This window comes from Nocardia sp. NPDC051052 (assembly GCF_044456045.1).
Taxonomy (GTDB): Bacteria; Actinomycetota; Actinomycetes; order Mycobacteriales; family Mycobacteriaceae; genus Nocardia.
This window is the reverse complement of the sequence record NZ_JBITFL010000016.1, coordinates 139120-166068: the sequence shown is the minus strand read 5'-3', so window position 1 is coordinate 166068 and position 26949 is coordinate 139120. Positions and strand designations below refer to the sequence as shown.

25 protein-coding genes and 1 pseudogene are annotated in these 26949 nt (G+C 67.3%); 13 read left to right on the top strand and 13 right to left on the bottom strand.

What is annotated here, in order from left to right; all coding sequences use genetic code 11:
- Positions 1–3: 3 nt before the first annotated feature.
- Positions 4–2301 (bottom strand): ATP-binding protein, encoded by a 2298-nt coding sequence (locus tag ACIBCN_RS38655; RefSeq protein ID WP_396997080.1) that lies wholly within the window; start codon positions 2299–2301, stop codon positions 4–6.
- Positions 2302–2384: 83 nt separating this feature from the next.
- Positions 2385–3710 (bottom strand): annotated as a pseudogene (locus ACIBCN_RS38650) (2-isopropylmalate synthase); the annotation flags it as partial.
- Between the two features lie 234 nt (positions 3711–3944).
- Here ACIBCN_RS38650 and ACIBCN_RS38645 point away from each other — a divergent pair.
- Both ACIBCN_RS38645 and ACIBCN_RS38640 read left to right on the top strand, forming a co-directional pair.
- Entirely contained in the window at positions 3945–4616 is a 672-nt protein-coding gene (locus tag ACIBCN_RS38645) for a FadR/GntR family transcriptional regulator (protein WP_396997079.1), read from the top strand.
- Positions 4613–5419 (top strand): ABC transporter ATP-binding protein, encoded by an 807-nt coding sequence (locus tag ACIBCN_RS38640; RefSeq protein ID WP_396997078.1) that lies wholly within the window; start codon positions 4613–4615, stop codon positions 5417–5419. The genes ACIBCN_RS38645 and ACIBCN_RS38640 overlap by 4 nt, the downstream gene beginning before the upstream one ends.
- 39 nt (positions 5420–5458) lie before the next feature.
- Here the strand turns inward: ACIBCN_RS38640 and car are convergent, their stop codons facing one another.
- Positions 5459–8980, bottom strand: coding sequence for a carboxylic acid reductase (gene car, locus ACIBCN_RS38635; protein ID WP_396997077.1), 3522 nt, complete (start codon positions 8978–8980; stop codon positions 5459–5461).
- 285 nt (positions 8981–9265) lie between these two features.
- Here car and pqqA point away from each other — a divergent pair, with 285 nt between their 5' ends.
- From pqqA to pqqB, 5 genes are read left to right on the top strand one after another with little or no spacing between them, the layout of a single operon-like run.
- Complete coding sequence (gene pqqA / locus ACIBCN_RS38630) at positions 9266–9382, top strand: pyrroloquinoline quinone precursor peptide PqqA (protein WP_396997076.1); 117 nt, start codon at positions 9266–9268, stop codon at positions 9380–9382.
- A 4-nt stretch (positions 9383–9386) separates the two neighbouring features.
- Positions 9387–10091, top strand: a complete 705-nt coding sequence (pqqC, locus tag ACIBCN_RS38625; protein ID WP_396997075.1) for a pyrroloquinoline-quinone synthase PqqC — start codon at positions 9387–9389, stop codon at positions 10089–10091.
- Positions 10088–10357 (top strand): pyrroloquinoline quinone biosynthesis peptide chaperone PqqD, encoded by a 270-nt coding sequence (pqqD, locus tag ACIBCN_RS38620; RefSeq protein ID WP_396997074.1) that lies wholly within the window; start codon positions 10088–10090, stop codon positions 10355–10357. The genes pqqC and pqqD overlap by 4 nt, the downstream gene beginning before the upstream one ends.
- Positions 10350–11423, top strand: coding sequence for a pyrroloquinoline quinone biosynthesis protein PqqE (gene pqqE / locus ACIBCN_RS38615; RefSeq protein WP_396997073.1), 1074 nt, complete (start codon positions 10350–10352; stop codon positions 11421–11423). Before pqqD ends, pqqE begins: the two co-directional genes overlap by 8 nt.
- Positions 11420–12307 (top strand): pyrroloquinoline quinone biosynthesis protein PqqB, encoded by an 888-nt coding sequence (gene pqqB / locus ACIBCN_RS38610; protein ID WP_396997071.1) that lies wholly within the window; start codon positions 11420–11422, stop codon positions 12305–12307. The genes pqqE and pqqB overlap by 4 nt, the downstream gene beginning before the upstream one ends.
- On the opposite strand, the gene ACIBCN_RS38605 is transcribed toward pqqB, so the two are convergent.
- Positions 12308–13900 carry a PQQ-binding-like beta-propeller repeat protein gene (locus ACIBCN_RS38605; protein WP_396997070.1) on the bottom strand — a complete coding sequence of 531 codons (1593 nt, stop codon included), beginning with the start codon at positions 13898–13900 and terminating at the stop codon, positions 12308–12310.
- A 98-nt stretch (positions 13901–13998) separates the two neighbouring features.
- Between ACIBCN_RS38605 and ACIBCN_RS38600 the strand changes: the two genes are divergently transcribed.
- Positions 13999–14220, top strand: coding sequence for a transcriptional regulator (locus tag ACIBCN_RS38600; protein WP_396997069.1), 222 nt, complete (start codon positions 13999–14001; stop codon positions 14218–14220).
- Positions 14221–14289: 69 nt separating this feature from the next.
- Here the strand turns inward: ACIBCN_RS38600 and ACIBCN_RS38595 are convergent, their stop codons facing one another.
- The 4 genes from ACIBCN_RS38595 to ACIBCN_RS38580 form a co-directional block, all read right to left on the bottom strand.
- Positions 14290–14463 (bottom strand): hypothetical protein, encoded by a 174-nt coding sequence (locus ACIBCN_RS38595; protein ID WP_396997068.1) that lies wholly within the window; start codon positions 14461–14463, stop codon positions 14290–14292.
- 114 nt (positions 14464–14577) lie between these two features.
- A complete protein-coding gene (locus ACIBCN_RS38590; protein WP_396997067.1) occupies positions 14578–15342 on the bottom strand; it encodes an alpha/beta fold hydrolase in 765 nt (254 codons plus the stop codon).
- A gap of 75 nt (positions 15343–15417) precedes the next feature.
- Positions 15418–15933 carry a hypothetical protein gene (locus ACIBCN_RS38585; RefSeq protein WP_396997066.1) on the bottom strand — a complete coding sequence of 172 codons (516 nt, stop codon included), beginning with the start codon at positions 15931–15933 and terminating at the stop codon, positions 15418–15420.
- Positions 15930–16298 carry a hypothetical protein gene (locus tag ACIBCN_RS38580; protein WP_396997064.1) on the bottom strand — a complete coding sequence of 123 codons (369 nt, stop codon included), beginning with the start codon at positions 16296–16298 and terminating at the stop codon, positions 15930–15932. The genes ACIBCN_RS38585 and ACIBCN_RS38580 overlap by 4 nt, the downstream gene beginning before the upstream one ends.
- A 21-nt stretch (positions 16299–16319) precedes the next feature.
- Here ACIBCN_RS38580 and ACIBCN_RS38575 point away from each other — a divergent pair, with 21 nt between their 5' ends.
- Complete coding sequence (locus ACIBCN_RS38575) at positions 16320–16925, top strand: TetR/AcrR family transcriptional regulator (RefSeq protein ID WP_396997063.1); 606 nt, start codon at positions 16320–16322, stop codon at positions 16923–16925.
- Between the two features lie 28 nt (positions 16926–16953).
- On the opposite strand, the gene ACIBCN_RS38570 is transcribed toward ACIBCN_RS38575, so the two are convergent.
- The gene (locus ACIBCN_RS38570) at positions 16954–17610 is read right to left on the bottom strand and encodes an HAD family hydrolase (RefSeq protein WP_396997062.1); all 657 of its coding nucleotides are present in this window, start codon (positions 17608–17610) and stop codon (positions 16954–16956) included.
- 215 nt (positions 17611–17825) lie between these two features.
- Here ACIBCN_RS38570 and ACIBCN_RS38565 point away from each other — a divergent pair, with 215 nt between their 5' ends.
- Complete coding sequence (locus tag ACIBCN_RS38565; protein WP_396997061.1) at positions 17826–18497, top strand: PaaI family thioesterase; 672 nt, start codon at positions 17826–17828, stop codon at positions 18495–18497.
- 171 nt (positions 18498–18668) lie between these two features.
- Here the strand turns inward: ACIBCN_RS38565 and ACIBCN_RS38560 are convergent, their stop codons facing one another.
- Genes ACIBCN_RS38560 through ACIBCN_RS38550 form a run of 3 tightly spaced genes read right to left on the bottom strand, consistent with a single transcriptional unit; the run spans position 18669 to position 21812 of the window.
- Positions 18669–19838, bottom strand: a complete 1170-nt coding sequence (locus ACIBCN_RS38560; protein WP_396997060.1) for a sulfotransferase family protein — start codon at positions 19836–19838, stop codon at positions 18669–18671.
- A gap of 34 nt (positions 19839–19872) precedes the next feature.
- The gene (locus ACIBCN_RS38555; RefSeq protein WP_396997059.1) at positions 19873–20649 is read right to left on the bottom strand and encodes an SDR family oxidoreductase; all 777 of its coding nucleotides are present in this window, start codon (positions 20647–20649) and stop codon (positions 19873–19875) included.
- Complete coding sequence (locus tag ACIBCN_RS38550; protein WP_396997058.1) at positions 20649–21812, bottom strand: hypothetical protein; 1164 nt, start codon at positions 21810–21812, stop codon at positions 20649–20651. The genes ACIBCN_RS38555 and ACIBCN_RS38550 overlap by 1 nt, the downstream gene beginning before the upstream one ends.
- Before the next feature lie 91 nt (positions 21813–21903).
- Between ACIBCN_RS38550 and ACIBCN_RS38545 the strand changes: the two genes are divergently transcribed.
- From ACIBCN_RS38545 to cysC, 3 genes are all read left to right on the top strand, one after another.
- The gene (locus tag ACIBCN_RS38545) at positions 21904–22800 is read left to right on the top strand and encodes a helix-turn-helix domain-containing protein (protein ID WP_396997057.1); all 897 of its coding nucleotides are present in this window, start codon (positions 21904–21906) and stop codon (positions 22798–22800) included.
- Positions 22801–22885: 85 nt separating this feature from the next.
- Positions 22886–23818 carry a sulfate adenylyltransferase subunit CysD gene (gene cysD, locus ACIBCN_RS38540; RefSeq protein WP_396997055.1) on the top strand — a complete coding sequence of 311 codons (933 nt, stop codon included), beginning with the start codon at positions 22886–22888 and terminating at the stop codon, positions 23816–23818.
- The gene (gene cysC / locus ACIBCN_RS38535; protein WP_396997054.1) at positions 23818–25653 is read left to right on the top strand and encodes an adenylyl-sulfate kinase; all 1836 of its coding nucleotides are present in this window, start codon (positions 23818–23820) and stop codon (positions 25651–25653) included. Before cysD ends, cysC begins: the two co-directional genes overlap by 1 nt.
- 54 nt (positions 25654–25707) lie before the next feature.
- Here the strand turns inward: cysC and ACIBCN_RS38530 are convergent, their stop codons facing one another.
- On the bottom strand, positions 25708–26865 hold the full coding sequence (locus ACIBCN_RS38530) for an epoxide hydrolase family protein (RefSeq protein WP_396997053.1): 1158 nt from the start codon (positions 26863–26865) through the stop codon (positions 25708–25710).
- Positions 26866–26949 lie beyond the last annotated feature (84 nt).

The following is a 26949-nucleotide window of genomic DNA, read 5'->3' as shown; positions in this document are numbered from 1 at the left end:
TGGTCAGAGCGCGTGCTTGCTGACCCAGGCCGCGACTTGGGCGCGTGATTCGAAGCCCAGCTTGGTAAGGATGTGGTCGACGTGGCTCTCCGCCGTACGAATGGAGATGACCAGCTCGGCGGCAATGCGTTTGTTGCTGTACCCGGCGGCGACCAAGCGCGCCACGTCCTTCTCGCGACGGGTGAGCTGGTTGTCCGCAACGGGTTTCGGAGCCGGTAGCGGGGCGGACTGTTCGACGCCGAGGGCGTAGCTCACCGCCTCGTCGAGGGTGAGTGCGGCACCGCTGTCGAACTCCACGCCGAAGTCTTTGTCCCCCATGGCGTCATAGACCTGAAGCCGAACCTTCTCGCCGACCACGTCGGTCATGGCGTGCGCGAGCCGCTGCGTGCTGCCGCGCCGCACCGTCGTCGCGGCGCCCATCAGCCGCGCGGCTCGGCGCTGATCGCCGCCGGCCGCCGCGGCCCAGGCCAGCCCGTCGAACACCGACGCCGTCCACACGCAACGATCGAACAAGCGCAACAGTTCGACCGCCCGGCGCAGATCCTCGATCGCCTTGTCCTCGTTGCCGTTTCGCCACTGGTTGGTGCCGACCGCCCACCACGCGAGGCCACCGAGCAGGTGCGAACCCTGCTCGGTCGACTTGGCCAGGAACTGCTCGGCCAGCGTGCCTGCCCGTCCGTCCGCCAGCACCATCGCGCACACATAGCCGAATGCCAAGCATTCCATCTCCGTGCCGTGCTGCCCGCACGCGCGGGCCCGCACGGCGGCGGCCTCGGCTATTTCGAGCGCACGCATCGGGTCGGCCTCGGCGAAGGCCAGTACCGCCGACAGCAACGCGGCCTCGACCAACACCTCCTCGGCATCCAATTCCGTTGCTATCGCGACACATTCGCGCAGGTACCGGTGCGCCGACTCGGTATCCGACAGCATGCCCGCGATGACCGAGGCGGCGGCCAGCGCCCGTGCCCGGTCGCTGGTGCGGGCGAGATCCTTGCCGAGCGCGTCCATCAACCAGCGATAGCCCTCGAGGAAGAACCGGTAGTGCTCCCAGAACGGCCGCAACTCGCTGGCGATCTGTAACCCCCGGTGTGCGCCGTCGGGGTCGGCGAGCGCGAATTGCAGCGCCGCACGCATATTCGCGTGTTCGCGGGTGACGTCGCGGAACCAGATGACGTCCGCGTCGCCCCAGTATTCGACGCGCCCCCGCCGTGCGACCCGGTAGTAGTGGTCGCGGTGCCGGATCCGCACCGCGTACTCGTCGCCGTGTGCCGCGAGCCGCGCCAGCGCGAACTGCCGCAGCGGCTCGAGCATGGTGTAGCGGCCGGTGCCGTCGCTGTCGCTGCGATGACTCAGCACCGACTTGTCGACCAGCCCGGCGAGCGCGTCCACCAGCGCGCCGGGCGGATCCAATACGCACACCGCCTCGGCGGCGGCCAGGTCGAGGCCGCCCGCGAACACGGCGAGCTGCTCCCACAGGTGCTGTTCGTCCGGCGTACACAGGTCGTAGCTCCAGCGGATGGCGGCCTCGAGCGTCTGCTGCCGTTGCGGCGCGGTTCGCAGGCCGGTGGTGAGCAGGCGCATGGTGTCGTCGAGACGTGCCAGCACCTGGTCGGGGGTAAAAGCGCGCAGCCGCAACGCCGCCAGCTCGAGTGCCAGCGGGATGCCTTCCAGGCGAAGGCAAATCGCCGCGAGCGCGCCGAGATTGGTCGCGGTGGCCCGGAATTCGGGGTTCGCGGCGGTCGCGCGGTCGATCAACAACCGTAGGGCGGCGTTGTCGGCCGCGTCGACGGCGCCGGAGTCCTCGTCGATGTCGGGCACCGGCAGCGGCGCGATCGGCAGCACCTGCTCCCCCAGCACGCCGAGCGGCTCCCGGCTGGTCGCCAGCACCCGCATGTCGGGGGTGCTGGCGATCAGCCGGTCGACGAGTTCGGCACAGGCGCCGATGAGGTGCTCGCAGTTGTCGAGGATGAGGAGCAGGTGTTTGCCGCCGAGGTAATCGGTGAGGCCGGCCAGCGGCGCGCTGGTGTCGTCGTGCAGGCCGAGCGCCTGCGCGACGCTGAGCGCCACCAGGTCCCCGTCGTTGACGTGGGCCACCTCGACCAGCCACACGCCGTCGGGAAAGGCCCGTCGCACCGCCTCGCCCACCCGCCTGGCCAGCCGGGTCTTGCCGACCCCACCCGGGCCGGTGAGGGTGAGCAGGCGCGTGCTGGACAGCAGTTTCCTGGCGGTGGCGACTTCGCCGGCCCGCCCGACGAAGCTGGTCACTTCGGCGGGGAGGTTGCCTGTCACGTACCGCGCCACGCCGATTACCTTCGCACGGACTCGCGCGTCCCTGGGCCTTTTGCCCGAAGTAACCGCGCGTGTCAGGACGTCCGGATGGCCGGATAGACGGCCTCGAACAGGTCGCGCAGCTCGGCCGCGGTGATCTCGCGACCGGTGTCGTCGGTGTGCGCCTGCACGTGCCTGGCGAAGTCGATCTGCCGATGCCGGGGCAGGTCGATGCCGAATTCCGTCTTCAGCAGATAGGCGATGCCGCCCTTGCCCGACTGCGAATTGACCCGGATCACCGCGTCGTAGGTGCGGCCGATATCGGCCGGGTCGATCGGCAGGTACGGAACCTGCCAATCCAGTTGACGCTCCGGGATTCCCGTCTGCGCGGCCCGGGCCCGATGCGCGGCCATGCCCTTGTTGATCGCGTCCTGGTGGGTGCCGGAGAACGCGGTGTGCACGAGATCGCCCACATACGGGTGGCGTTCGTGGACCGGCATGCGGGTGCAGTATTCGACGGTCCGGCGGACCTCGTCGATGTCGGAGAAGTCGATCATCGGATCCACGCCCTGCGCATGCAGATTCAGCGCCAACGTGGCGATATCGACATTGCCGGTGCGTTCGCCGTTGCCGAACAGGCAGCCCTCGACGCGTTGCGCGCCGGCCAGCACCGCGAGTTCGGCGCAGGCGATGCCGGTGCCGCGGTCATTGTGCGGATGCACGGACAGGATGACGCTGTCGCGGCGGGCCAGGTTGCGGTGCATGTATTCGATCTGGTCGGCGTAGACGTTGGGGGTCGCGACCTCCACCGTGGCAGGCAGATTCAGGGTCACCGGTCGCTGCGGGGTGGCGTCCCACAGCGTCGTCATCCGGTCGCACAGGTCGAGCACGTAGTCGGGTTCGGTCAGGTTGAACACCTCGGGCGAGAACTGGAACCGCACGTTCGGCAGGTCGGCGGCGCGGGCCAGCACCTCGCGGCCACCGGTGAGGATCAGCTCGCGCAGTGCGGCACAATCCTTGCCAAGCACCGTGTTTCGCCAGGTGGGTGCGGTCGCGGCGTACATGTGGATGACGACGTTGCGCAGGCCACGCACCGATTCGACGGTGCGTTCGATGAGATCGGTTCTGGCGGGGGTGAATACGACGATGGCGACGTCGTCGGGCGCCAGCTCGGTGTCGGCGATCAGCCGGACGAAATCGAAGTCGGTCTGCGAGGCGGACGGGTAGCCGACCTCGATCTCCTTGTAACCCATGGCCACCATCAGCGCGAAGAAGCGCCGCTTGCGTTCGGGGTCCATCGGTTCGGCGAGGGCCTGGTTGCCGTCGCGCAGGTCGACCGGCACCCACAGCGGCGCCGCGGCGATTCGCGCGTTCGGCCAATCACGCTGGGTGAGTGGCACTTCCACCCGGTCGTAGACGGATCGGTAGCGGTGCGACGGCATCTGGGAGTGCCGCTGCGGATTCCACACCGGCGCGCTGTCGGGAATCTCGCCAACGGAGGTAGTGATCGGCATGCTGAGGTCCTGCTTTCTGGCAGTCACGAAACAGAGGTGACCGGCCACGACAAAGCCCCACGGCGGGGGGCCGGTCAGGCCCCGCCGTGGCGGCTAAGGAGAAGCAGGTTGCGCATGATGGCTAGACTATACACAACTCCTCAGACAAGTAGAGAGGTCGCGATGGTATCGCAGGTACGGCGGCACCCACTGGCCGCGCAAGCGGCCGAGCTGATCATGACGCGCGTCAAAGCGGGCGAATGGCCGCTCGGGCACCGGCTTCCCGGCGAGACGACGCTCGCCGCGCAGCTCGGGGTCGGCCGCTCGACGCTGCGCGAGGCGATCCGCGAGCTGGCGGGCAAGGGCGTGCTGGACAGCCGTCAGGGTGCGGGCGTGTTCGTCACGGCGCTGGACGCGAAGGACGATTGGGACGTGGTGCTTCGCCGCGCCACCATCGCCTCGGTGATCGAGGCGCGCATCGCCATCGAGGCCGAGGCGGCGGCGCTGGCCGCGCAGCGCCGCACCCGCGCCGATCTGCGCATCCTCCGTTCCACGCTGGTCGCGCGGGCGGCGCACGGCGAGCCGGTGGCCGAGCACGTCGACGCGGACATGGCGTTCCATCGCGCGGTGCTGGTCGCGGCGCACAACGAGGTGCTCGTCCAGCTGTTCGACAGCTTCCTCCCCCGGCTTCGCCTGGCGATGATCGACATGCTGACGATCCGCCCCGTGCCCTCCGAGCGCGCCGACCACGCCGCGCACGAGCGCCTCGTCGAGGCGATCGTCGCCCGAAATGCTACGGCCGCAGCCGAATACAGCCGCGCCCATCTGACGACACTGAAGGAGGCATTCACGTGACCGGAGCTCCGGTGCTCGAACTGACGGACGTGACGTTCCGCCGCGAGGGCAAGAAGATCATCAACGGCATCTCGCTGACCGTGCACGCGGGCGAACACTGGGCGCTGCTCGGGCCGAATGGGGCGGGCAAGAGCACGCTGCTCGGTTTCTGTGGCGCCGTTACCTTCCCCACCACGGGGACGGTCCGGGTGCTCGGCGAACAGCTGGGCCGGGTCGAGCTGCAACGCCTGCGCCACTCCATCGGCCACGTGAATCCGCGACATCCGCTGCGCTATCCGCTGACCATCCGCGAGGTCGTGCTCACCGGCCTCACCGCGACCATCGACACGCCCATGCGCTGGACGCCGACGGCGGAACAGCTCGTCCGCGCCGACGCGATGATCGATACCGTCGGCCTCACCGGGAAGGGAGGCAACACCTGGACCACGCTCTCCCAGGGCGAACGCGGCCGCACCCTGATCGCCCGCGCCCTCATCGCCGAACCACGGCTGCTGCTGTTCGACGAACCGTCGACCGGCTTGGATCTCGCCGCGCGCGAACAACTCCTGGAAACCATCGACACCCTCGGCGATACCCACCCCCAGGTCGCGTCGGTGCTGGTCACCCATCACCTCGAGGAACTGCCGAGCACCACCACCCACGCCTTGCTCATCGCCGACGGCCACACCGTCGCCGCGGGCCCGGCCCGGCAGACGCTGACCACCGACAACGTCACCGCAGCCTTCGACCATCCCGTCGAAGTCCGCTACGACGGCCGCTGGACCGCCCGCGCCGCGCACACCGCCCCGGCCTGGCCCAACTGAACGCGGCGCCACGCTCGCCGAGCGTGGCGCCGCACCGGCTCAGAGCAGACCGAGCAACGTCAAGTTGGTGATGTACTTGACGATGATCGGCGCGGTGACATGCGGAATGTCTTTGTCCTGGCCGACTTTCGCCTCCTGCACGGCGGCCCGGAATCGATCGGTGGGCGCGAACGATCCACGAATCGGCTTTTGCGGCCGCTGATAGTTGTGCAGTAGCGGCAGCAGCGAATACTGACGCTGCTGTTCCGGCAGCGCGCGCAGCGCGGTCTCGAATCGCCGCAACCACGCGTCGTACTCGTCGATCCGCTGGATCGAGTAACCCGCGTCGATCAGCCAGTCGACGTACTCGTCCAGGCCGATGCCGTCGTCGTACGGGTTCATCACGTGATAGGTGCGGAACCCGTCCGTCACCTGCGTCCCGAGCGTCGCGATCGCCTCGGCGATGAAATCGACCGGCAGCCCGTCGTAGTGCGCGCGCTGCCGGTTGCCGTCCGCGTCGGTCTCGTAGAACGAGAACGGCGCGATGCCGCTGGCCACCAGGCTCAGCATCATCCGGGTGAACATGTCCGGCAGGTTGAGCTGTCCGACATACCTGCCGCTCACCAGGATCATGTCGCAGCGGAAGACCGCCACCGGCAGGCCGCACAGATCGTTGGCCTCGCGCAGCAGCACCTCGCCCGCCCATTTGCTGTTCCCGTAGCCGTTGGCGTAGCTGTCGTCGACCTTGCGCACCGGGCTGGCGGTCCGCACATCGGCGTCCTCGGTGAACGACGACGGTGCGATCTGGTCGCCGACGCCGATGGTCGACACATAGGTGAACGGCTTCAGTTTCGTGGTGAGCGCGAGGCGGATCAGCTCCGCGGTGCCGACCGCGTTCGGGCCGAACAGCTGGCTGTACGGCAGCACGTGATTCACCAGCGCCGCGGGATCGACGATCACATCGACCTCGTCGGCCAGCCGCTGCCACGTCCGCTGGTCCAGGCCGAGGTTCGCCTCGCCCTTGTCCGCGGCGATGACCTCCAGATGGTCGGCGGCCAGGGTTTGGTAGTGCCGCAACAGTTCCGGGTCACCGCTGTCGAAAATCTCGTCCAGTCGCGCGCGGGCGGCGGCGTTGTCCTTCGCTCGGACCAGGCAGATCAGCGTGCCGCCGACCAGGGCAAGCCGTTCGAGCCATTCCACGGCCAGGTAGCGACCGAGGAATCCGCTCGCGCCGGTCAGCAAGACGGTCCGCACACGGGCGCTCGGACGCGGCAATGTCGGTGCGGCGGCCAGTGTTTCGGCATCGATGAACTTGTCCAGCGTGAGATCGGCGGCGCGCGCCTCGGTGGCGTCGCGGCCGTGCACCGTCGCGAAGGTGGGCCGTTTCGCACCGGAGGTCCGTTCCGCCTCGATGTAGTCGGCGATGGCCTGTAGGTCGGTCGCCGGGCTCACGATGACGCCCACCGGCACGTCGAGGTCGAAGATCTCATGGAGCAGATTCGCGAAGGTCAACGCGGACAACGAATCTCCACCGAGATCGGTGAAGTGCGCCGCGGGCCGAACATCCGCGGCCGATGCGCCGAGCAGCGCACCGGCGGCCCGGCCGACCGTCTCCAGCACCGGGCGGTCGGCACCGCCGCGGCGCAACGCGCTCAGCTCGCTGGCTTGTCCTTCGGCCAACTCGGTGTAGAGCTGCTCGAGTTGTTCGCCGTAGCGCGCCTTGAGTTTCGGCCGCGCCAGCTTGCGGATGCCGGTGAGCAGACCGTTCTCCACCGTGAAAGGCGTTGTCTCGATGAGGAGTCCGCGCGGGATCTCATAGCCCTGCAGGTCGGCCGTGCGGCCGACCTCTTGCAGCGAGTCATTGATCCGCGACCGCAACGCCTCGATATCGCCGCCGCTGCGCGCCACCGCGTCCTCGGTGGGCACGACCACCGCAAGCAGGTAGGCGCGGGCGCTGTTGCCGTAGACATAGATCTGCTGGATCAGCGGGCTGTCGTCGAACGCCGCCTCCAACTTCGAGACGGTGACGAACTCGCCTTGCGACAGCTTCTGCACGTTGTTGCGACGGTCGAGGTAGACCAGCTCGTCGGGGCCGATCTCGGCGACGATATCGCCGGTCCGGTAGTAGCCGTCCGCGTCGAACACCTCGGCGGTGACCTCGGGCCGTTTGTAGTACCCGGGGAACAGGTCTTTCGATCGGACGAGGAGCTCGCCTCGCGGATGCGGCCGATCGGTGTGGAAATAGCCGAGATCGGGCACGTCGACGAGCTTGTAATCGATGACCGGCGGACGCCGCACCAGCCCGTCGATGAGCACCGCCCCCGACTCGGTCGAGCCGTACCCTTCCAGCAGATGTATATCGAGGTAGGACTCGACGAACGCCCGCAGCTCGCTGGAGATCGGCGCGGAACCGGTCAGCGCCGTCACGAACCGGCCGCCGAGCACGGACTGACGCTGCTCCGCCATCACTTCGGCTTCGAGCGCCGCTCGATCGACACCGTCGACGGACCGCCGATCCAGCTCGTTGTGGAATTCCTGGAACAGCATCTCCCAGATCCGCGGCACGAAGTTCAACTGCGTCGGCCGCACCAGCGCGAGGTCTTCCAGGAAGGTCGACAGATCGCTCTTGGCCGCGAAGTACGCGGTGCCGCCGTTGCCGAGCGTCCAGTACAGGATGCCGCGCCCCATGAGGTGGCTCATCGGCATGAAGTTGAGCGTGATCGTCGGCTCGGGACTCGCCTGTCCCCATGACTCCTTGGTCGACTTGCGCCAGAAGTTGGCGACCAGCCGCTCGGGGTACATGGCTCCCTTCGGCGCGCCGGTGCTGCCGGAGGTGTAGATCAGCAGCGTCAGCGGATCGTCCTCGGTGGACACGAAATCCACTGCGGGCAAAGCTTTTCCGTGCTCGATAAGCTCGGCCAAGCTTTCGACTTCCACCGGGATCCCCGCCTCGGCCAACTGGGCGCGAGCAGCCTCCACCGCCTCGCGCTGCTCGTCGACCCGCGGAACGTAGTCGAACACGACGATCCGCTCGGGTGCGGAGCCGGTCAGCGCCAGTTCGATGGCGTCGGCGAGGTAGTCGACGCTGGAGGTGATGACCCGCGGCTCGGTCTCCGCGACGATCGGGCGCAGCTGGGCGACGGGTGCGCTGGTCTGCAGCGGCACCGACACCGCGCCCACCTGGGCCAGCGCCGTATCGATCGTCGTGTAGTCGACGCTGGTGAAGCCGAGGATGCAGACCCGATCGCCGGGCCGCACCCCGCGGTCGGTGAACGCGCTGGCGACCGCGGCGACGCGCTCCGCCAATTCGCGATAGGTGATGGTGTCGAAGCTGGGCAGCAGTTCGGTAGTGACGCGGCCGGTCTCCGGATCTTCGCGGAACCGCACGGCGCGCTGCCCGAGCGCGGGTCGCTCCGCGTAACCCGCCAGCACCGTGCGCAGGAGCGCCGGCAATCGCAGGCTCGGGTCATCGACCGCCGCGGTCACCTCCTCCTTGGGGACGGCGGCGGCGAACTGAGGATCGTTGGCGTACAAATCAGCGATGCGGCGTGCGAGCCGCTCTTCACGAGAATCAATCGACATAACAGGTCCACCTCCACGACCAGCAGGAACTTGACGGGAACAGGTTGGAACTCGACGGCGCGCTAGGCACCAGACTTCATTAGCTTAGCAAACTAATAGAACCTGTTGCTGGTAGCCTGCTGTGAATAATGCGGCCCGCCTCCTGCCTCCGAAGGCGGCGCCACACAGCAAGGACGTATTGTTCGAAGCAGCGCCGCCGGTGGTCGCAGAACGGTTATGCTCACAGAGCATCAGTGTTCTGCTCGTTGGATTTGTACGCATTTTTCCATCATTGGAGGCGTTCACATGCAAGCTTCCGGCAGTGTTCACAGCACCATCGAGGCGAAAAAGCCTTGGCGGCGACCGGCTTTCGAGTTCTACGCCACCGGGATGGAAGTCACCGCGTATTCCGCGCGCGACTGAGCGCGTGTCGAACATCCAGACCCCTTGGAGCTCAACGGAGTTCCGAGCGCGGCTGTATTCGCTCGAAAACTCCTACTGGGACGGTCATCCCTTTCATCGGCGATTACACGAGGGACTGCTCGACAAGGAGCACCTCCGGTTGTGGGCGGCCAATCGCTGGTACTACCAGCGCTGCCTCCCGCAGAAGGATGCCGCGATCATCGCCAACTGCCCGCTGCCGGAGGTTCGCCGACACTGGCTCTCCCGGATCGTGTATCACGACGGGGACGGCGCCGGGTCGGGCGGCATCGAGAAGTGGCTACGGCTGGCCGAGGCGGTCGGGCTCGATCGGGACGAAGTGCTGTCGGAGCGATTCGTCCTGCCCGGCGTCCGGTTCGCCGTCGACGCCTACCTGGATTTCGCCCGGCGGCGGCCATGGCTGGAGGCAGTCGCATCGGGCCTCACCGAACTGTTCTCCCCCGACCTGCTGGCCTACCGACTCGGCCGGATGCGCGAACACTACCCCTGGATCACCGAGGACGGGTTCGCCTACTTCACCGCACGCATCGATGTCGTAGCGGCCGAGGGGCGCTCGCTGCTGGATCTGGTCGTCCAGCACGCCGGGACACGCGCGCAACAGGACGCCTGCGTTACGGCGCTGACCTTCAAGTGCGCTGTCCTGCAAGGCATTCTCGACTCTCTCGACTACCACACCGGAGGTTCGGCGTGACGGTTTCGGAAGCGACGGTGCCCAGACTGCGGCCGGGTGTCCGGTTGACCCGCGACGCCGTCCGAGGTGAGCTGGCCCTGCTGCCCGAGGGGGTGGTCGTGCTCAACGACACCGCGGCCGCGGTGCTGGCACTGTGCGACGGAGTATCGACCATCGGCCGCATCGCGCAACGGCTCGGCGACGAGTACGACGGCGTGCGCACCGCGGAGGTGACCGAGCTGCTCGACCGCCTTGCCCAGCGGCGAGTGGTGGCGTTCGATGGTTGACGCGCCGCTGGGGATGCTCGCCGAGCTGACCCACCGCTGCCCGCTGCACTGCCCGTACTGCTCCAATCCCACGGAACTCGTGGCGCGGTCCGCGGAGCTGACCCGCGAACACTGGCTCGACATCCTCACCCAGGCGCGCGAACTCGGCGTGGTCCAGGTGCATTTGTCCGGTGGAGAGCCGCTGTCCAGGCGAGATCTGCCCGACTTGGCGGGACACGCCCGCGACCTCGGTGCCTATGTCAACCTGGTCACCAGCGGCGTCGGCCTGACCGTCGACCGAGCCAAGGAGCTCGCCGACCGCGGCGTCGATCACGTTCAACTCTCGCTGCAGGACGTGGACAAGCAGGCAGCCGACCATATCGCCGGGGCACCCGTGCACCACCTCAAACTGCGGGCGGCGCAGGCGATTACCGATGCCGGGCTGCCGCTGACCATTAATGTGGTGCTGCACCGAGGCAATCTCGATCGGGTCGAGCGGATCATCGACCTGGCGGTGGATCTCGGGGCGGATCGGATCGAGCTGGCCAACACCCAGTTCTACGGCTGGGGGCTGCGGAACCGGGCGGCGCTGCTGCCGACGGTCGACCAGCTCGAGCCTGCCCGGGCCGCCGTGTGTCGCGCCCGCGAAAAGCGCCCTGGCGGACCGGAATTGGTCTATGTGGTGGCGGACTACTTCGCGGACCGGCCCAAGCCGTGCATGGACGGCTGGGGCCGCCGTCAATTCACCGTCACGCCCGACGGCGATGTGCTGCCCTGCCCGGCCGCGTCGATCGTCACCACGTTTCCGATAGAAAACGTGCTGCGTCGGCCGCTGGCCGAGATCTGGTACGACGGAGCGATATTCAACGCCTATCGGGGCACCGAATGGATGCGTGAGCCGTGTCGATCCTGCCCGGAGCGGTTCACCGATTTCGGCGGATGCCGGTGTCAGGCTTTCCACATGACCGGCGTTGCCGCCGCCACCGACCCGGTCTGCGGGCTGTCGCCGCACCGTTCGCTGGTGGACACGGCACTGCGGGAGGCGGCCCCGGCCGAGTTCCGAATGCGGACGCAGCTCCCCGGGTGAGGGTCGTCCTGCTGGGCACGGCCGCCGGGGGCGGTGTGCCCCAATGGAATTGCGTGTGCGATCGATGCGTCGACGTGCGGCAAGGGCGGCTGCCCGCGCGAACGCAGGAAGCCGCTGCCATCAGCGGCAATTCTCAGGACTGGTGGCTACTCAATGCCTCGCCCGACATTCGCGCACAGTTACTCGGCACGCCGGCGCTCCAACCGGGCCCGGGGCCACGGGACACCCCGGTACGCGGCGTACTGCTCACCGACGCCGAACTGGATCACGTCTTGGGACTGACGATTTTGCGCGGCGCGGGCCTTATTGGCTATGCCACGCCTCCGGTGCTCGCCGCGCTGGAATCAGCTTTGCCCCTGCGCGGGTTGTTGGACCGCTACGAGCCCTGGACCTGGCGCGAGGGATTCGACGGCATCGAGCTCACCGGAGGGCTGCGGGTCACCGGCCTACCGGTCGGTGCCAAGGCGCCGAAATATGTCGCGTCGCCCGAGCCGGACGATCGTTGGGTGAGCGCCCTGCGCATCGAGGATCCCGCGACCGGGGGTTCGATGGTGTACTCCCCGTGCTTGGCACAGTGGCCGGACGGCTTGCACGACCTGCTCAGCGGGGCCGACTGCGCGTTGGTGGACGGTACGTTCTTCGACGCCACGGAGCTGGGAGCGGCGGTCGGACAACAAGATTCGGGTCAGTCGCGGATGGGGCACCTGCCGGTGTCCGGGCCAGGGGGCACACTAGCTGCCCTGGCCCGGCATCCGAATCTCCGCAAGATCTACACCCACCTCAACAACACCAACCCGTTGCTGGACCCGATGTCCGATGCCCGCACGCGGGTCGAGCGCGCTGGCATCGAGGTGCTCACCGACGGTGCCGAATTCGCGGTGTGATCACGGTAAACCGAAGGCCAGCAACATATTTCCCGGCATACCGGTGGTGATCGGATGCGCATAACCGGAATTCGTGTACAGCATGCCGTTCGCGACGACCGCACCGTTACCGTTGAGGCCGCCGCCGATGCCCGGCACGCCGTTCACGCCGACGAACGGCCGGTGGGTGTTGTACTCCCAGAGGATGGCCCCGGTGTCGGCCGCGAAGACCCGCATCTTCCCGTCCATGCTGCCCTCATAGACCAGTCCGGGCGACGAGGAGACCGCATTGGGCATGGACTCCTGACACAGTGGGTCCATCGGCACGGGCGGCAGATCGATCAGGCAGCCATTGGCCGGATTGGGCGTACGCCACAGAAGGTGACCGTCGCCGGGGTCCAGCGCGAACAGCGTGCCCGGATTCGCACCGTAGGTGGCAACATACAGTCGGCTGCCGTCATAGCTTGCGCCCCACTGGATTCCGGCCAGCGACTCGGCACCCTCGATAGGCAGCGGTGAGGTCGGCACCGAAAGTTGGGTCTGCCAGACGATCGAGCCGTCGGTGGCGTCGAGCAGATGGTAGATGCCGGTCTTCTGACCCGCACCGACGACCTTGCGGCCACCGATATCGAAGATGTTGGCATGGGCGCCGAAATCGAAGTCACGCCCGGGAACGGGACAGGCGCCCCCGGCCGGCGGGACGGCGCACCGCACGTTCCAGGTGTCGTTGGGGGTCAGCGAATTCACCCAGCGGCGCGTGCCGGTGTCGATATCGACCGCACCGATCGATTCCAGATCGCGGGGTGTGCCGGTGTAGGGGTTGCCGGAGGTGTAGTACAGCGTGCGGGTTGCCGAGTCGATCGTCGGCGACGACCAGACCGCCCCGCCGCTGGGGCTGAACGACGGCCCCGGCGGGCCGGTCCGCGTCGTCGGCTGCGCCAGCGTCGAGTACTTCCACTGCACGGCGCCACTCGCCGCGTCGACCGACACCACGCTGCCGCGGAAAGTGCAGCACGGGTACAGCGGATCGGCGAGCCCGCCGCCCTCCTCCTGACTCGACACACCGATATAGACGTGGTCCTCGAAGACCAGCGGCGAACTGGTGATGATCGAGAGGGGGTGGTTGTCCAGGCGCGTGTGCCACCGCTCATGGCCGGTGACGGCGTCGACCGCCCAAAGGTTGGCCGCGTTGTCGCCGAAGTAGACCGCGCCGCCGGCCACCGCCGGTCCGTCCCGCAGGCCGTAGGCCGGAATGTGCTCGAGCATCGTGCCGGTGTCGAAGACCCATCGGGTGGCGCCCGTCCTGGCGTCGAGCGCATACATCTTTCCGTCGCGGCCGCCCGAATAGAGGACACCGTCGACCACCGCGGGCTGACTGGATTGCGCCACGGCACCGGGGAAGGCGAACGCCCACTTCAGCTGCAGCGACCCCACATTGCCTGGGGTGAGCGTGGTTTCGTTCCGGTTGTACCGCGATCCAGGGGAATCGAATTGCCACATCGGCCAATCGGCATTCGGGGCCGGGTCCGCGGCGGTGGTGCCGGTCGACAACAGTAGTGTCGCGACCGCCAGGATCGGTATGCGCAACACCCGCGCCACTGTGTTCCCGTTCATGGTGCAGGTAGCTTCTCACCATCGGCGTCCACCTGTGGTGATGTCAATTGCGAATTACCAAAGCGTGATTCAAGCGATACCTGCGAATCTTCCGTGCGATGTCGATTCAGCGGGCGGCCGTTCGATGCAGTGAGGCGAGGATCGACGCACTGTCGGGCGCGCTGGACACTTATCACCTCTACAACGCCGTGCGCGGCGATCTGCTCGGCCAACTCGGTCGTCACGCGGAAGCGCGCGCGGAGTTCCTGCGCGCCGCCGAGCTGACCGGCAACAGGGCCGAGCGCGCATTGCTGCTCGACCGCGCACAGACCAGTCGCTAGTTCGGTGGGCGACAACGTGTCGGCGGGGTTCGAGCTATGGAAGTTCGATGTAGCCGAACTTAATCAGTTTCAGTAAATTGTCGGCAACCCGCCGACGACACGCGGCATCTCGATGGTGTCGTCGGTAGCCTGGGCGCGCACGTCTGCCAGCTTGTCGAGGAAGGCTTCCGCGGAGCCGAACCGGGCCGCAACCTGCGCTAACAGCTGTTCGGCTGGTTTCATGAAGTCCATGCCGTTCAGCATGACCGGTCAAATGTCCAACTGCGCTGTCGTTAGCGCATAGTTTGCCGAAATGTCGTGCGGACGAAAGCGTGGCCCGGCTTCTGCTACCGGGTGGAAACGTTCGATTCAGGTCGGTCAGGCGCGGCGGATCGGCTGCCAGGTTTGGGTCGCGTCGGTGGTGAGGAAGATGCCGACGAGGCGGTAGACCTCGGCGGGCTTTTCGACGACGAGCAGATGCGACGTGCCGGGGACGATCGCGAGCTCCGAATCCGGGATCGCGCGGTAGAGGGCGATCGTGTGTTCCAGGCTCATCGCGTCGTCGTCGGCGCCGATGACGAGGGTCCTGCTGGTGATGCCGCCGAGTTCCTCGACGGTCATCGTCGGCTCCCGCTGCGCCATCTGGAGCATCTTGTCGGCGACAACCTTGAAGTGCTCCTCCCCGTCCGGCGACACCTCGCCGTAGCGAGTGGCCAAGCGCTGCATCGGTTCCTCGTGTGCGAAACCGTCGAGCACGCCGGGCAGCACACCGTCGCGGTGGAAGTTGCCGCTGATCGAGACCAGCTTGCGGACCAGGTCCGGCCTGCGCAACGCCACCAGCAGCGCGACGATCGCACCGTCGCTGTAGCCGACCAGGTGCGCGGCGCCGCCGACCACGGTGTCGAGGAACGCGATGGTGTCCTGTGCCATCAGGTCATAGGACATCGGCCCCTCGACATCGGGGGTGCGGCCGTGGCCGCGGCGATCCATCCGGAAAACCCGGAAATGCTCGGCCAATCCGGCGACGGCGGGTTCGAACGACCGCGAGTCCACGAAGCCGCCGTGCAGCAGCAATACCGGCTCGCCGTCGCCGGTTTCGTCATACCAAGTCCGGACTTCGCCGAGCTGAACATCAGGTGCCATATGGTGATCATGCTCGATGCGAGACCCGCTGCGCGAATCGCACGGGTGCACGCAACACGCCGACAGGGGCTGGACTTACCTCCGCGGTCCGAGTCCGGCTCTCGGCTCGGCGCGGTGCTCGGCTTCGGCCAGTCCCCGCAACGTCAGCAGTTGCTTGCGCATCATGGCAAGGTCTCCGATGGCCAGCAGGCGTCCGACAATTCGTGGGCCGCTCATCCACACCCGGGCAACCAGCCGCGTACCCGCTCCTTCGGGGCGCACCGCGTAGGTAACGACGATCTTCCCGGCGACAAGGGTGATGTGCTGATTCAGCGCAAACGACGCCAGCTCGAAGTGCGCCATGAAGTGTTGCCCCACTTCGAGTTCGACGAGTCGCGGGTCGCGATGGCGCGGGCTGGGGCGGCCCCAGTGGTCGAGGAGATCGTAACTGTAAGGGGCGACCCGCAATTGGCATAGCCACGCATAGACGAGGTCGGGCGGAGCGTCGATGCTGATGGCGCGATCCGCGTGCAGGCCATCTGGTCGCAGGTCGTCACACGGGAGCGGATCGGCGCACTCGGCTTTCGTCGCGCCCCAGACCATGCCGATCATGCCGCGGCCGCGATCTGCCGGAGCATCCGGCGCACCACGATCTTGTGGCCGCCGCTGCCGATGACCAGCGCGCGATAGATCTTGCCATGCGGCCCAGGGAAATTCGCCAAGGTCATCGCACGGACGCGGGTCCGGTTCGCGCCCTCGTCGTCGAGTTCGAAGATCAGGGCGTACTTCGAAAACCAGTGCCGCCCTTTCATTGCCAGCCGGGCGGGCGCCACCACCGCGTCCAGCACGAAGCCGGTCGGCAGGGTGGCCGGATCCGTCGGGTCTTTACAGAGAACTTTCAGCAGTGCGGTCCAGACCCGGTCGCGATTCGCGTCGATGGATCTGGCATGCTCGTCAATATAAGACAATCGCTCCATATAGAAGGAACGTACTAGTACATGGCCCCTCCCCGCAAGCACGACACCGACGTGATCCTCGACGCAACCCGCACCCTGGTGCTCACCGACGGACCCCGCGCGGCCAGCGTGGCCGCGATCGCCGAGGCCAGCGGCGCCCCCGTCGGCACGCTGTACCACCGCTTCGGCAACCGCAACGGCGTGCTCACCGCCGCCTGGCTGCGCGCACTCGAACGCTTTCAGCGCGGCGTGCTGGCCGCCGCCGACGAGCACCCCGACCCCGTCGAAGCGGGCGTCGCCATGGTCAGCGCCGCCCTCGTCTTCGGCCGCGAATTACCCGACGACGCAAGACTTCTGCTCAACCTGCGCGTCAGCGATCTCTTGGACGGCGGCCCCGACGACGACTTCCGCGCCCGCCTCAGCACCATGAATGCCCCCTTGATCGGCCACCTCCGCCGCCTCGCCACCGCCCTCTTCGGCCGCGCGGGCGACCGCGAAATCGACGCCGTCAGCCGAGCCGTGGTCGACCTCCCCTACGCCGCCCTCCGCAGGCACGCGCACGCTCCCACCCGCCCCGACTGGCTGGACACCGACCTCACGTCCGCCGCCCGCACCCTGCTCACCTCGTACCGTCCGGACAGGACCTGACGGCGGCGGGGTGCACGGCACTTGCCGGTCAGGCGGGCTCGGTGACGAGGGTAGGGGTGAGTTCGGCGAGGTCGTTGATCACGTGCGTGGCCAGAGCCAGTGCGTCGGGGGCCGGGGGGTATTCGGGGCGAGGGGCGGCTATGACGCGCATGCCCGCCGCGTGTGCCGAGCGCATGCCGTTGCTCGAATCTTCTACTGCGGCACAGTCGGCGGGGCGTTGGCGGAGGAAAGCGGCGACGGCCACGTAGACGTCGGGGGCGGGTTTGCCGCGATCGACCTCCTCGGTGGAGAAGGTGACGTTGAAGAATTCGATCAGTCCGGTGCGGCCGAGGACGACGTCGATCAGGGCGCGTGGCGACGAGCTGGCGACGCCGAGCGGCCACTTCTCGCTCATCCGCTGGACCGCGTCGATGGCGCCGGGCAGCAGCGGGACGTCGCGGTCGTAATGCGCGGCCATCCGCTCGATCACGTCACGCGCCACCGTCTCCGGCGCGGCGTCGACGCCTAGATCGGCACTCAGATATTCCGACCATTCCCGGGTGCTCATGCCCATCAACCGCTGCTGGGTGTCGGGCAGCCACTGGCCGCCCCGCTCCGCGACATAGTCCCGGCGAACCTTTTCCCACACCGGCTCGGAGTCGATCAGTACGCCGTCCATGTCGAAGACAACTGCCGTAATACCCATCTAACCAACGCCTTTCGCCAGCCGGACCTGTCATTACGCTCGGTGGCCGACGTTCATCGAGACCGCGCCGCCACCCTTCGGGTTCCCCCTGAGTAACCGGGATTGATGATCGCGAACCAGCCTAGGCCACATCGGGCGATTCGGGCCCGGCCACGATTTCGCCGAAGTAGGCCCGAAATGCGAGCATTCGGCGGGCAACCTATAACGTGTTCTGCATGAACGAACAACAGGCCGGTGACTCGCTGCCGAGCGAGGAGCACCACGAGGGCGCTTTCCGGCCGATGAGCGAGCTGATCGAGGCGCACGAGCAGAACATCGATATCAGCCGCGGCGGACCGCACCACGGCGAATTCATCGAGCAGGTGCGCGGGCTGATGGACCGTGTGCGGCTCGCCTCGCCCTCCGACGAGCTGGCCGTGGAAACGATCGGCCTGCTCAAGCAGCTGAACGACAAGCTGGACGCCGCGATCGTCGACGAGTGGTCCACGCCGAACTGGACCAGGCACGACCTGCCCGGCCGCGGCAACATCACGCTGCCGCCCTTCGTCTTCGATCACGTCGGCCGCGACGGAGTCGAGGCGCGCATCACCTTCCGCACCTTCCACCTCGGCGGCAACAACGCCGCGCATGGCGGCATGGTCGCGGTCGGCTTCGACGACCTGCTCGGCATGGCCGCGGCGGTCTACGCCGGTCAGGTGACCAGAACCGCGTCGCTCACCGTCGACTACCGCTCCATCACCCCGCTGCGCACCGAGCTCCAGGTCCGCGCCTGGGCCGAACGCCAAGAGGGCCGCAAGGTGTACGTCCGCGCCACCCTGCACGACGGCGATCGCCTCTGCGCCGAAGCCCACGGCTTGTTCATCACCCTCAAGCCCGGCCAGCCGTAAACCGTCACGTCGCGCGCCCCTGTTTTGCGTGCTCTGCATTGATGCATGAGATGTCGTGGCTGCCAGGGCATCACAGATTCGGGCGCACGGAGCGGCCGAAGCCGTCCGTGCGCCCGATTGCTGCACACAGTGCATGCATGCACGAATTGCCGTGCGCGGCAACGCTGTCGATCAGCGACCTGGGAAGTGCGCCTCTCGATACGCTGCGAACCGTTCGTCGACTTGGTCGGCGGTGAGTCCGAAGTCCTCGAGGGTGTAGCGGTGTACCGGACGTGCCGCGCCCGAGGTGCTTTCCGCGTGCAGCGCCGACATCGCCGAGGTCGCGTCCTCGGTCAGCGGCAGATCGAAATGCCGGTAGATCGATTCGACGGTGCCGATCGGATCCGCGACGAAGTCGTCATAGTCCACATCGCAGAACTGGGCGGCGTTGTGGCGCTGCCGGTCTGCCAGGAATCGATCGGCCCCACGCGCCCACAGATCCAGTTGCGCGGCACCGACCACCGGCCCGCGGAACTTGTCGGACCAGCCCGCCGAAGCCTGCTCGTTAAGACTGCACACCGACGCGATGATCGTTCGCGGATCGCGATGCATCTGGATGACGAGCGCGTCCGGATACACCTCGAAAATGGCGTCCAGTGCAAACAAATGGCTCGGATTCTTCAGTACCCATCGCCGCCCGGCGTCGGGCATGCCGATCAGCTGCAGGTTGCGCCGATGCCTGCGATAGGCGCCGGTCCAGTCCTGCTCCCGCAACCACTCGGAGTAGCTCGGCAGGTACCCAAGGCACTCGTAGGACACCGACATCGCCGACTGCCGCAGCAACTGCCAGCACTCCTCCACCTGGTCGGCGGAAATGTGGTGCACGCCCATGAATTCGGGATGCTCCACGTGATGTTTCTCGAACGCCGCCTCGATCCGCTGATACACCGGATTGCTCGCCCAGGTCTCGCGCGGCGGCCGCGGCTGCGGCATCTCGGTGAGCCACATCTCCAAGCCCTGATGCGCCGGATCCGCGTTGAGCAGCCGGTGCACCGCCGTCGTCCCCGAGCGCGGCAGGCCGGTCACGAAGATCGGCCGCTCGATCGCCACCTCGGCGTGCGCCGGAAAGCGTTGCCACGCGGCCTCGCTGAGCAGCCTGGCGATCAGTGCCCCGCGCAGGAACGCGCGATTCACCTTGTTGCCGAACGGCGTCAGCTCCGCATCCTTGGCATAGGACTCGAGCAGCACCTCGAGCCCGGTGCGGTAGTCGCCGGCACCGAAATCGGCCAGCCCGACGACCTTGGTCGCCGACGCGTGCAGATCATCGATGGTCCCGACATCGTCCCTACCGATCAACGTCATCTCCTCAGTAGTGGTGCGCGACACGCGCACCCGATCAGTGGTGGTACTCGCCGCCGTTGACATCCAGGCACGCGCCGGTGATCGCGCGCGCCATCGGCGAGGCGAAGAACACCACCGCGTCGGCGATCTCGTCGGGCTCGGGCAGCTTGCGCAGATCGATGATCTCGGCCGTCTCGGCGTAGACCTGGTCGGCGGTGATGCCGCGCTGTTCGGCGAGATAGTTGAAGTACCACTTCAGGTTGTCGGCCCAGATGTAGCCGGGGGCAATGGTATTCACCCGGATGCCGCGCGGCCCTAGCTCGGTGGCCAGGCTCTGCGCCAGCGCGAGCAGGCTGGCCTTGGCCATTTTGTAGGGCCCGAAGGTGCGCCGCGAGTGCCGCAGCACGGCGGAGTTGATCATCACCACCGAGCCGTTGGACTCGGTGAGCGCCGGAATGAACAGCCGCGTCAACCGCAGCGCCGCAAGCACATTGGTCTCGAATCCGGCACGCACCTGGTCGAGGTCCACGTCGGCCAGGTCGGTGATCGGCGGAATCGCGAACGCGTTGTTCACCAGCGTGTCCACCCGGCCGAACGCGCTGTGCGCGGCCTCGACCAGGTGGACGGCGGCGTCCTCGTCGTTGATATCGGTCGGCACCACCACCGCGCGCCTGCCGAGTTCGGTGATTTCCTTGGCCACCTCGGTGAGCCGCGATTCGGTGCGCGACGCGAGCACCACATCGGCACCCGCCTTGGCGCTCTGCACCGCGATGGCGCGTCCGAGCCCGGGGCCCACCCCGGAGACCACCACCACTTTGTCCTGCAACAACATCAGCCGAGCATCCTTTCCGCGACGGCCGCCTGCCGTACCGCGATTCGTGCGCGCCATTGTTCCGGCGTGACGCGCGCCTGGTCGTAGCACGGAAGTCGTTGCGCCAGTTCGTCGACCGGCACCACCTCGACCGTCGGCCCGTCCTCGGGTTTCATGTCACGGGCCAGCCGCTGCCAGCGGAACTGCAGGTACCCGCGGTCGTGCCCCGTGCGTTCGATCCAGTTCGCCAGCCCCGGGTTTCGCTCGCTGACCACCAGCCGGATCATTCCGTCGGCATCCACGTGCGCCTGGTCGGCGGTGAGGCTGGTCTGATGATTGATGTAGTCCAGCGACAGGTACCACATGCTGCCGAGCTGGAAACCCTGATACGGCGCATCGGATTTCGGCACCGTGATGATCATCGCCTGGTCGTCGCCGAGCTCGTAGTGGCCCGCCGAGGAGAACTGGGTGGTGAGACCGCCCGGCGTCGAACGCGGTTCGGTCATGGTGTTCACCGGCAGGTTCAAATAGAACCACTCCGGGAAGGCCAGGAAGGTCTTCAGCCGGGAGATCAGCATCTTGCCCGCGACGCCGTACCGCTTGGTCAGCACGTCTTTCGTCAGCGGCGGTGGTGCGTCGCCCATGCCGTCGACCCGCGCGATCCTGATCGTGCCCGGCTTTTCGGCGGGCCAATCGCTGTAGACCTCACGGACAACCAGCATGGCCGAGTCCGCGGCGAGGTGCACATAGCCCGGGCGCGCTTCGCCGGGGCCGAGCCGCAGTTCGTAAGAACCGTCCGGCCCGACCGCCAAGGAACGGTCGTCGAAGGCCGTGAGACTGTCCGGCACATCCACCGGCGAGTAGTTGCCGTTCAGCACCTGGAAGCTCAAATCCCGTGTGGTACCGCGTTTTCCGGTGACCACGTATTCCGCGTCCGGTCGCAGGTAGGAGTGGAAGTAGAGGGTGTCCGGGTTGTCGAGGCCCATTTTCGTGTAGGGCCCGGTGGACTGGACGAAGAACGGAAAGTCGCGCTCGTACGCCCACGCCATCTGCAGGGCCGCGCGGATGCTGCCCGCCAGGTAGTCGTAGCCCTCGACGAGGTCCTGTTCGGTGCGGATATGCGCGGCCTCGGTGATGATCTGCTCGGCGGCGGCGATGGCGTCCGCGAACGGCTGTGTCAGCAAAAGGTCTCCATTGAATCGCGGTGTTCCAAATACGTACCACTCTGGTACATTTCGTCTGAGGCAAGATTAGAACGTGTTCTAGGAGTGGTCAATGGTGAGCCGTAGATCCGCCCCCACGGTGCGGGTGGTGCAGGTATTGGATTTCCTCGTCGAGCAGCGCGGCAAGCGCTTCGGCCTGTCCGAGCTCGCCCGCGCCCTCGACCTGGCGAAACCGACCTGCCTCGGCATTCTCACCGAGCTCACCGCCGGCGGCTACCTGGTCCGCGACGCCGACACGCTCACCTACGGCCTCGGGCCTGCGCTGATCGCCGCGGGCCGGGTCGCCCAGGACAGCTTCGCGATTTCCGCGCTCGCCCGCACCGAGCTGGAGAAACTCGCCGCGCAATACCGCACCACCTGCACCGCGTCAGCCGTGGTCGGCGAGCAGATCATGGTCTTGGAAAGCACCGGGCCCGGAATGGTGAAGGTCGGCGCGGCCTACCACTTCGCGCCGCCGGTCGGCCTGATGTACGTGCTGTGGGATACCGCCGCGGCGTTCGATGCCTGGCTCGCGAAACCGGCGACGGTGCCGTTGCAGCAGGACGAGGCGCGGCTACGGCAGATCGTCACCGAATGTCGCGAGCGCGGTTATCTGGTGGAAAGCCTGACCACCGCGGGTGGCAGGCTGTACTCGATGCTGGCCGGGTTCGCCGCCCGCGAGCTGCCCGATGAGCTGCGCGAACTGGTCGGCGAACTGGTGACGAGCCTCGGCGAGCGGGTGTATCTCGGCACGGATCTGCGGCCGCGCAAGGAACACCCGGTCAGCCTGCTCGCCGCGCCGACCTACGGCGGCGACGGCAGGCAGAACATGGTGCTGACCATGTACGTCGGCGCGTCCATCACCGGCGCCGAAATCGACCGGCGCGGAACGGCTCTAGTCGCGGCGGCCGATGCCGTGACCACCGCTTCCGGTGGCGTTCGACCGGCGAAGCAGTCATCCTGGACTTGACACCGATCGGCACCTCTCGATTCCGGCACCCACCGGAATGCGGTGAGCTGTTGCCAACAGTCGAAACGTGTTCTAGTTTTGCGGTGTGAGCCAGTACGCGAAGTCGACGGCGAGCACCTACGAGCTGCCTCATCTTGACGCGCTCGAGGCCGAGTCGGCACATATATTCCGTGAAGTAGCGGCAACATTCGAACGTCCGGTGTTGCTGTTCTCCGGCGGCAAGGACTCGGTGGTGATGCTGCACCTGGCGGCCAAGGCCTTCTGGCCCGCGCCGCTGCCGTTCCCGGTGCTGCACATCGACACCGGACACAACTTCGACGAGGTGATCGCCTTCCGCGACGAGACGGTCGCGCGGTTCGGGCTGCGGCTGGTGGTCGGCAGCGTGCAGGACGATATCGACGCGGGCCGGGTCGTCGAGGAGACCGGGCCGCGCACCTCGCGCAACCGGTTGCAGACCACCACGTTGCTGCGGTCGATCCAGGAAGGCGGCTACGACGCGGTCTTCGGTGGCGCCCGGCGCGACGAGGAGAAGGCGCGTGCCAAGGAGCGCGTGTTCAGCTTCCGCGACCAGTACGGCCAGTGGGATCCGCGCAGCCAGCGACCGGAGCTGTGGAACCTCTACAACGGCAGACACCGTGCGGGCGAACACATTCGGGTGTTCCCGCTGTCGAACTGGACCGAGCTAGACATCTGGACCTACATCGCCGCCGAGGGCATCGACCTGCCGCCGCTCTACTACGCGCACCGCCGCCCGGTGGTGCAGCGCGACGGAATGTTGTTGGCGCACACCCGCTTCCTGGAACTCCTGGACGGCGAGGAACCGCACGAGACGACGGTGCGGTTCCGCACGGTCGGCGATGCCACCTGCACCGGCTGCGTGGAATCGACCGCGGCCACCCCCGCCGAGGTGGTCACGGAGGTCGCCGCGGCCAGGGTCACCGAACGCGGCGCCACCCGCGCCGACGATCGAATCTCCGAGGCGGGCATGGAAGATCGCAAACGAGAGGGTTACTTCTGATGACCGCAACACTGCTGCGTCTCGCCACCGCGGGCAGCGTCGACGACGGCAAATCGACCCTCATCGGCCGCCTGCTCTTCGATTCCAAGACGATCTTCACCGATCAGCTCGCCGCCGTGGAGCGGACCAGCCGCGACCGCGGCGACGACTACCCGAACCTGGCCCTGCTCACCGACGGACTACGCGCCGAACGCGAACAGGGCATCACCATCGACGTCGCGCACCGCTATTTCGCCACGCCCCGACGGAAATTCATCATCGCCGACACCCCCGGCCACATCCAGTACACCCGCAACATGGTGACCGGTGCGTCCACCGCCGACCTCGCGCTGATCCTGGTCGACGCCCGCAAGGGCGTGGTGGAGCAAACCCGTAGGCACGCGTTCCTGGCCAGCCTGCTCGGCATCCCGCACCTGGTGCTGTGCGTCAACAAGATGGACCTGGTCGACTGGTCGCAGGCCAGGTTCGAGGAGATCCGCACCGAATTCGCGCAGTTCGCCTCGAAACTCGACATCTTCGACCTGACCTTCGTGCCGATGTCGGCGCTGGACGGCGAGAACATCGTGCACCGCGGCGCCAGCATGCCCTGGTACGAGGGCACTCCCCTGCTGCACCATCTCGAAGAGGTGCACATCGCCTCCGACCGCAACCTGATCGACGCGCGATTCCCGGTGCAATACGTAACCCGCAGCCACGCACAGGATTTCCGTGGTTACGCGGGCACGGTGGTGGGCGGGGTGTTCAAGCCCGGCGACGAGGTGGCGGTGCTGCCTTCCGGATTCACCACGACCGTCGAGGCCATCTGGGGGCCAGGCGGCACGGCGGTCGCGGAAGCCTATCCACCACAGGCGGTGACCATGCAGCTCGCCGACCACCTCGACGTGTCCCGTGGCGACATGATCTGCCGCCCGAACAATCGCCCCACGGCGGGGCGCGATCTCGACGCGATGGTCTGCTGGTTCGCCGACGAGTCACAGCTCACCCCCGGCTCGACCTACACCATCCGGCACACCACCCGCACCGCCACGGTGGAGGTGCGGACACTGGACTACCGGCTCGACGTCAATACGCTGCATCGCGACGAGAACGCGGAGTCGTTGTCGCTCAACGAAATAGGCCGCGTCCAGCTGCGCACCCGCCAGCCGCTGCTGTTCGATCCGTACCGCCGCAATCGATTCACCGGCAGCTTCATCCTGGTCGACGACACCACCAACAACACCGTCGGCGCAGGCATGATCACCGGCCCGAGCCTGCCGTCTTCGCGGGTGGTCTGGCACTCGACCGCGGTCGGCCGGGACGAACGCGCGACCCGCGGTCTCACCGTCTGGCTCACCGGCCTGTCCGGCTCCGGAAAGTCCACCGTCGCCGTGGAACTCGAACGCCGCCTGGTCGCCGCGGGCCGCCCCGCCTTCCTGCTCGACGGCGACAATCTGCGGCACGGACTGAACACGGACCTCGGCTTCAGCGCCGCCGACCGCGTCGAGAACGTGCGCCGCGTCGGCGAAGTCGCCCGCCTGTTCGCCGAAGCCGGTGTGGTGGCGGTGGTTTCACTGATCAGCCCCTACCGCGCCGACCGCGACCGGGTCCGCGCGGCACACCTGGAATCGGGCATCCCCTTCGTAGAGGTCTTCGTCGACACCCCCCTCGACGTCTGCGAATCCCGCGATCCGAAAGGCATGTACGCCAAGGCCCGCGCCGGCGAGATCCGCGGCTTCACCGGCATCGACGACCCCTACGAGTCCCCCACCGAAGCCGAACTCGTCTTACGCCCCGACCACGGCGACCCCGCGGCAATGGCGGCCACCATCCTCGGGAGGCTGGCGGGTCTGGACTGAATCGACCCAGGGGCAGGCGGCGAATCGCTGCCTGCCCCTGGGTCTTTCGCACGCTCAGATCAGCGTGCGGAAGAACTCGCGTATGTCACCGACGAGCAGCTCCGGCACTTCGAGGGCCGGAAAGTGGCCGCCGGAGTAGAACTCCGACCAGTGCGTGATGGTGTGTGCCTGCTCAGCGAAGCGGCGGATGGCGTAGTCGCCGTCCTTGAATACCGCGACCCCGGTCGGCACGGTGCCCTTCGGCTTCGGCGCGAACATGGCGGCGTCATGGAACCGCTCGTAGTAGAAGTTCGCCACGCTGCGCGCGGTGTCGGTGAACCAGTAGACGCTGATGTTGGCCAGCATCCGGTCCTTGTCGATCGCCTGCTCGGGCAGTTCGTGCACCTGGTCGACCCACTCCTTGTACTTCTCCACGATCCAGCCGAGCTGCCCGGCCGGGGAATCGGCCACCAGCTGCGCGATGGTGTTCGGCCGGGAACCCTTCAGTTTCATGTAGGCCGAGCCGTCGTCCTGGAACTTCTGCCGCCGGCCCAGCCGCTCGCGCTCGGCGTCGGTCAGCGCGGCCATATCGGCTGGATCGCCGGTCGGGAAGATGACCAGCGCGTTGACGTGCACGCCGAGCACATGGTCGTCGTCCACCCGGCCGAGCAGCGGCGCCAGGAACGCGCCGTGATCACCGCCCTGCACGCCGTAGCGGTCGTAGTCCAGGCGCGCCATCAGCTCGGCGAGCGCGGCCGCGACCCGGCCGTCGTGCCAGCCCGGCTCGGTCACCGGCCCGGAGAAGCCGTGTCCCGGCAGCGACGGGATGACCAGGTGGAAGGCGGGTGCGTCGGGCGCACCGTGCGCCTTCGGGTCGGTGAGCGGGCCGATCACGTCGAGGAAGTCGATCACCGAGCTCGGCCAGCCGTGCAGCAGGAGCAGCGGGGTGGCGTCGGCCTCGGCCGAGCGGACGTGCAGGAAGTGCACGTTCTGTCCGTCGATGGTGGTAATGAACTGCGGGTGCCGGTTGAGCTCCGCTTCGGTGGCGCGCCAGTCGAACTTCTCCGCCCAGTAGCCGGCCAGTTCCCTGAGGTAGGCGGTCGGCACGCCGCGCTCCCAGCCGGTGCCGGGCAGGTCGTCGATCCAGCGGGTGCGGGCCAGCCGGTCGCGCAGATCGTCGAGGTCGGCCTGCGGGATGTCGATGCGGAAGGGGCGGATCTCGTTGCTTGTCATGCCAGTAATACTTCGGGTAACGAGCGGGTCGGCGAATCACGAGATGTCGTTATTTCGGGCGGCCCATCGGTCTTTACGGGTGCG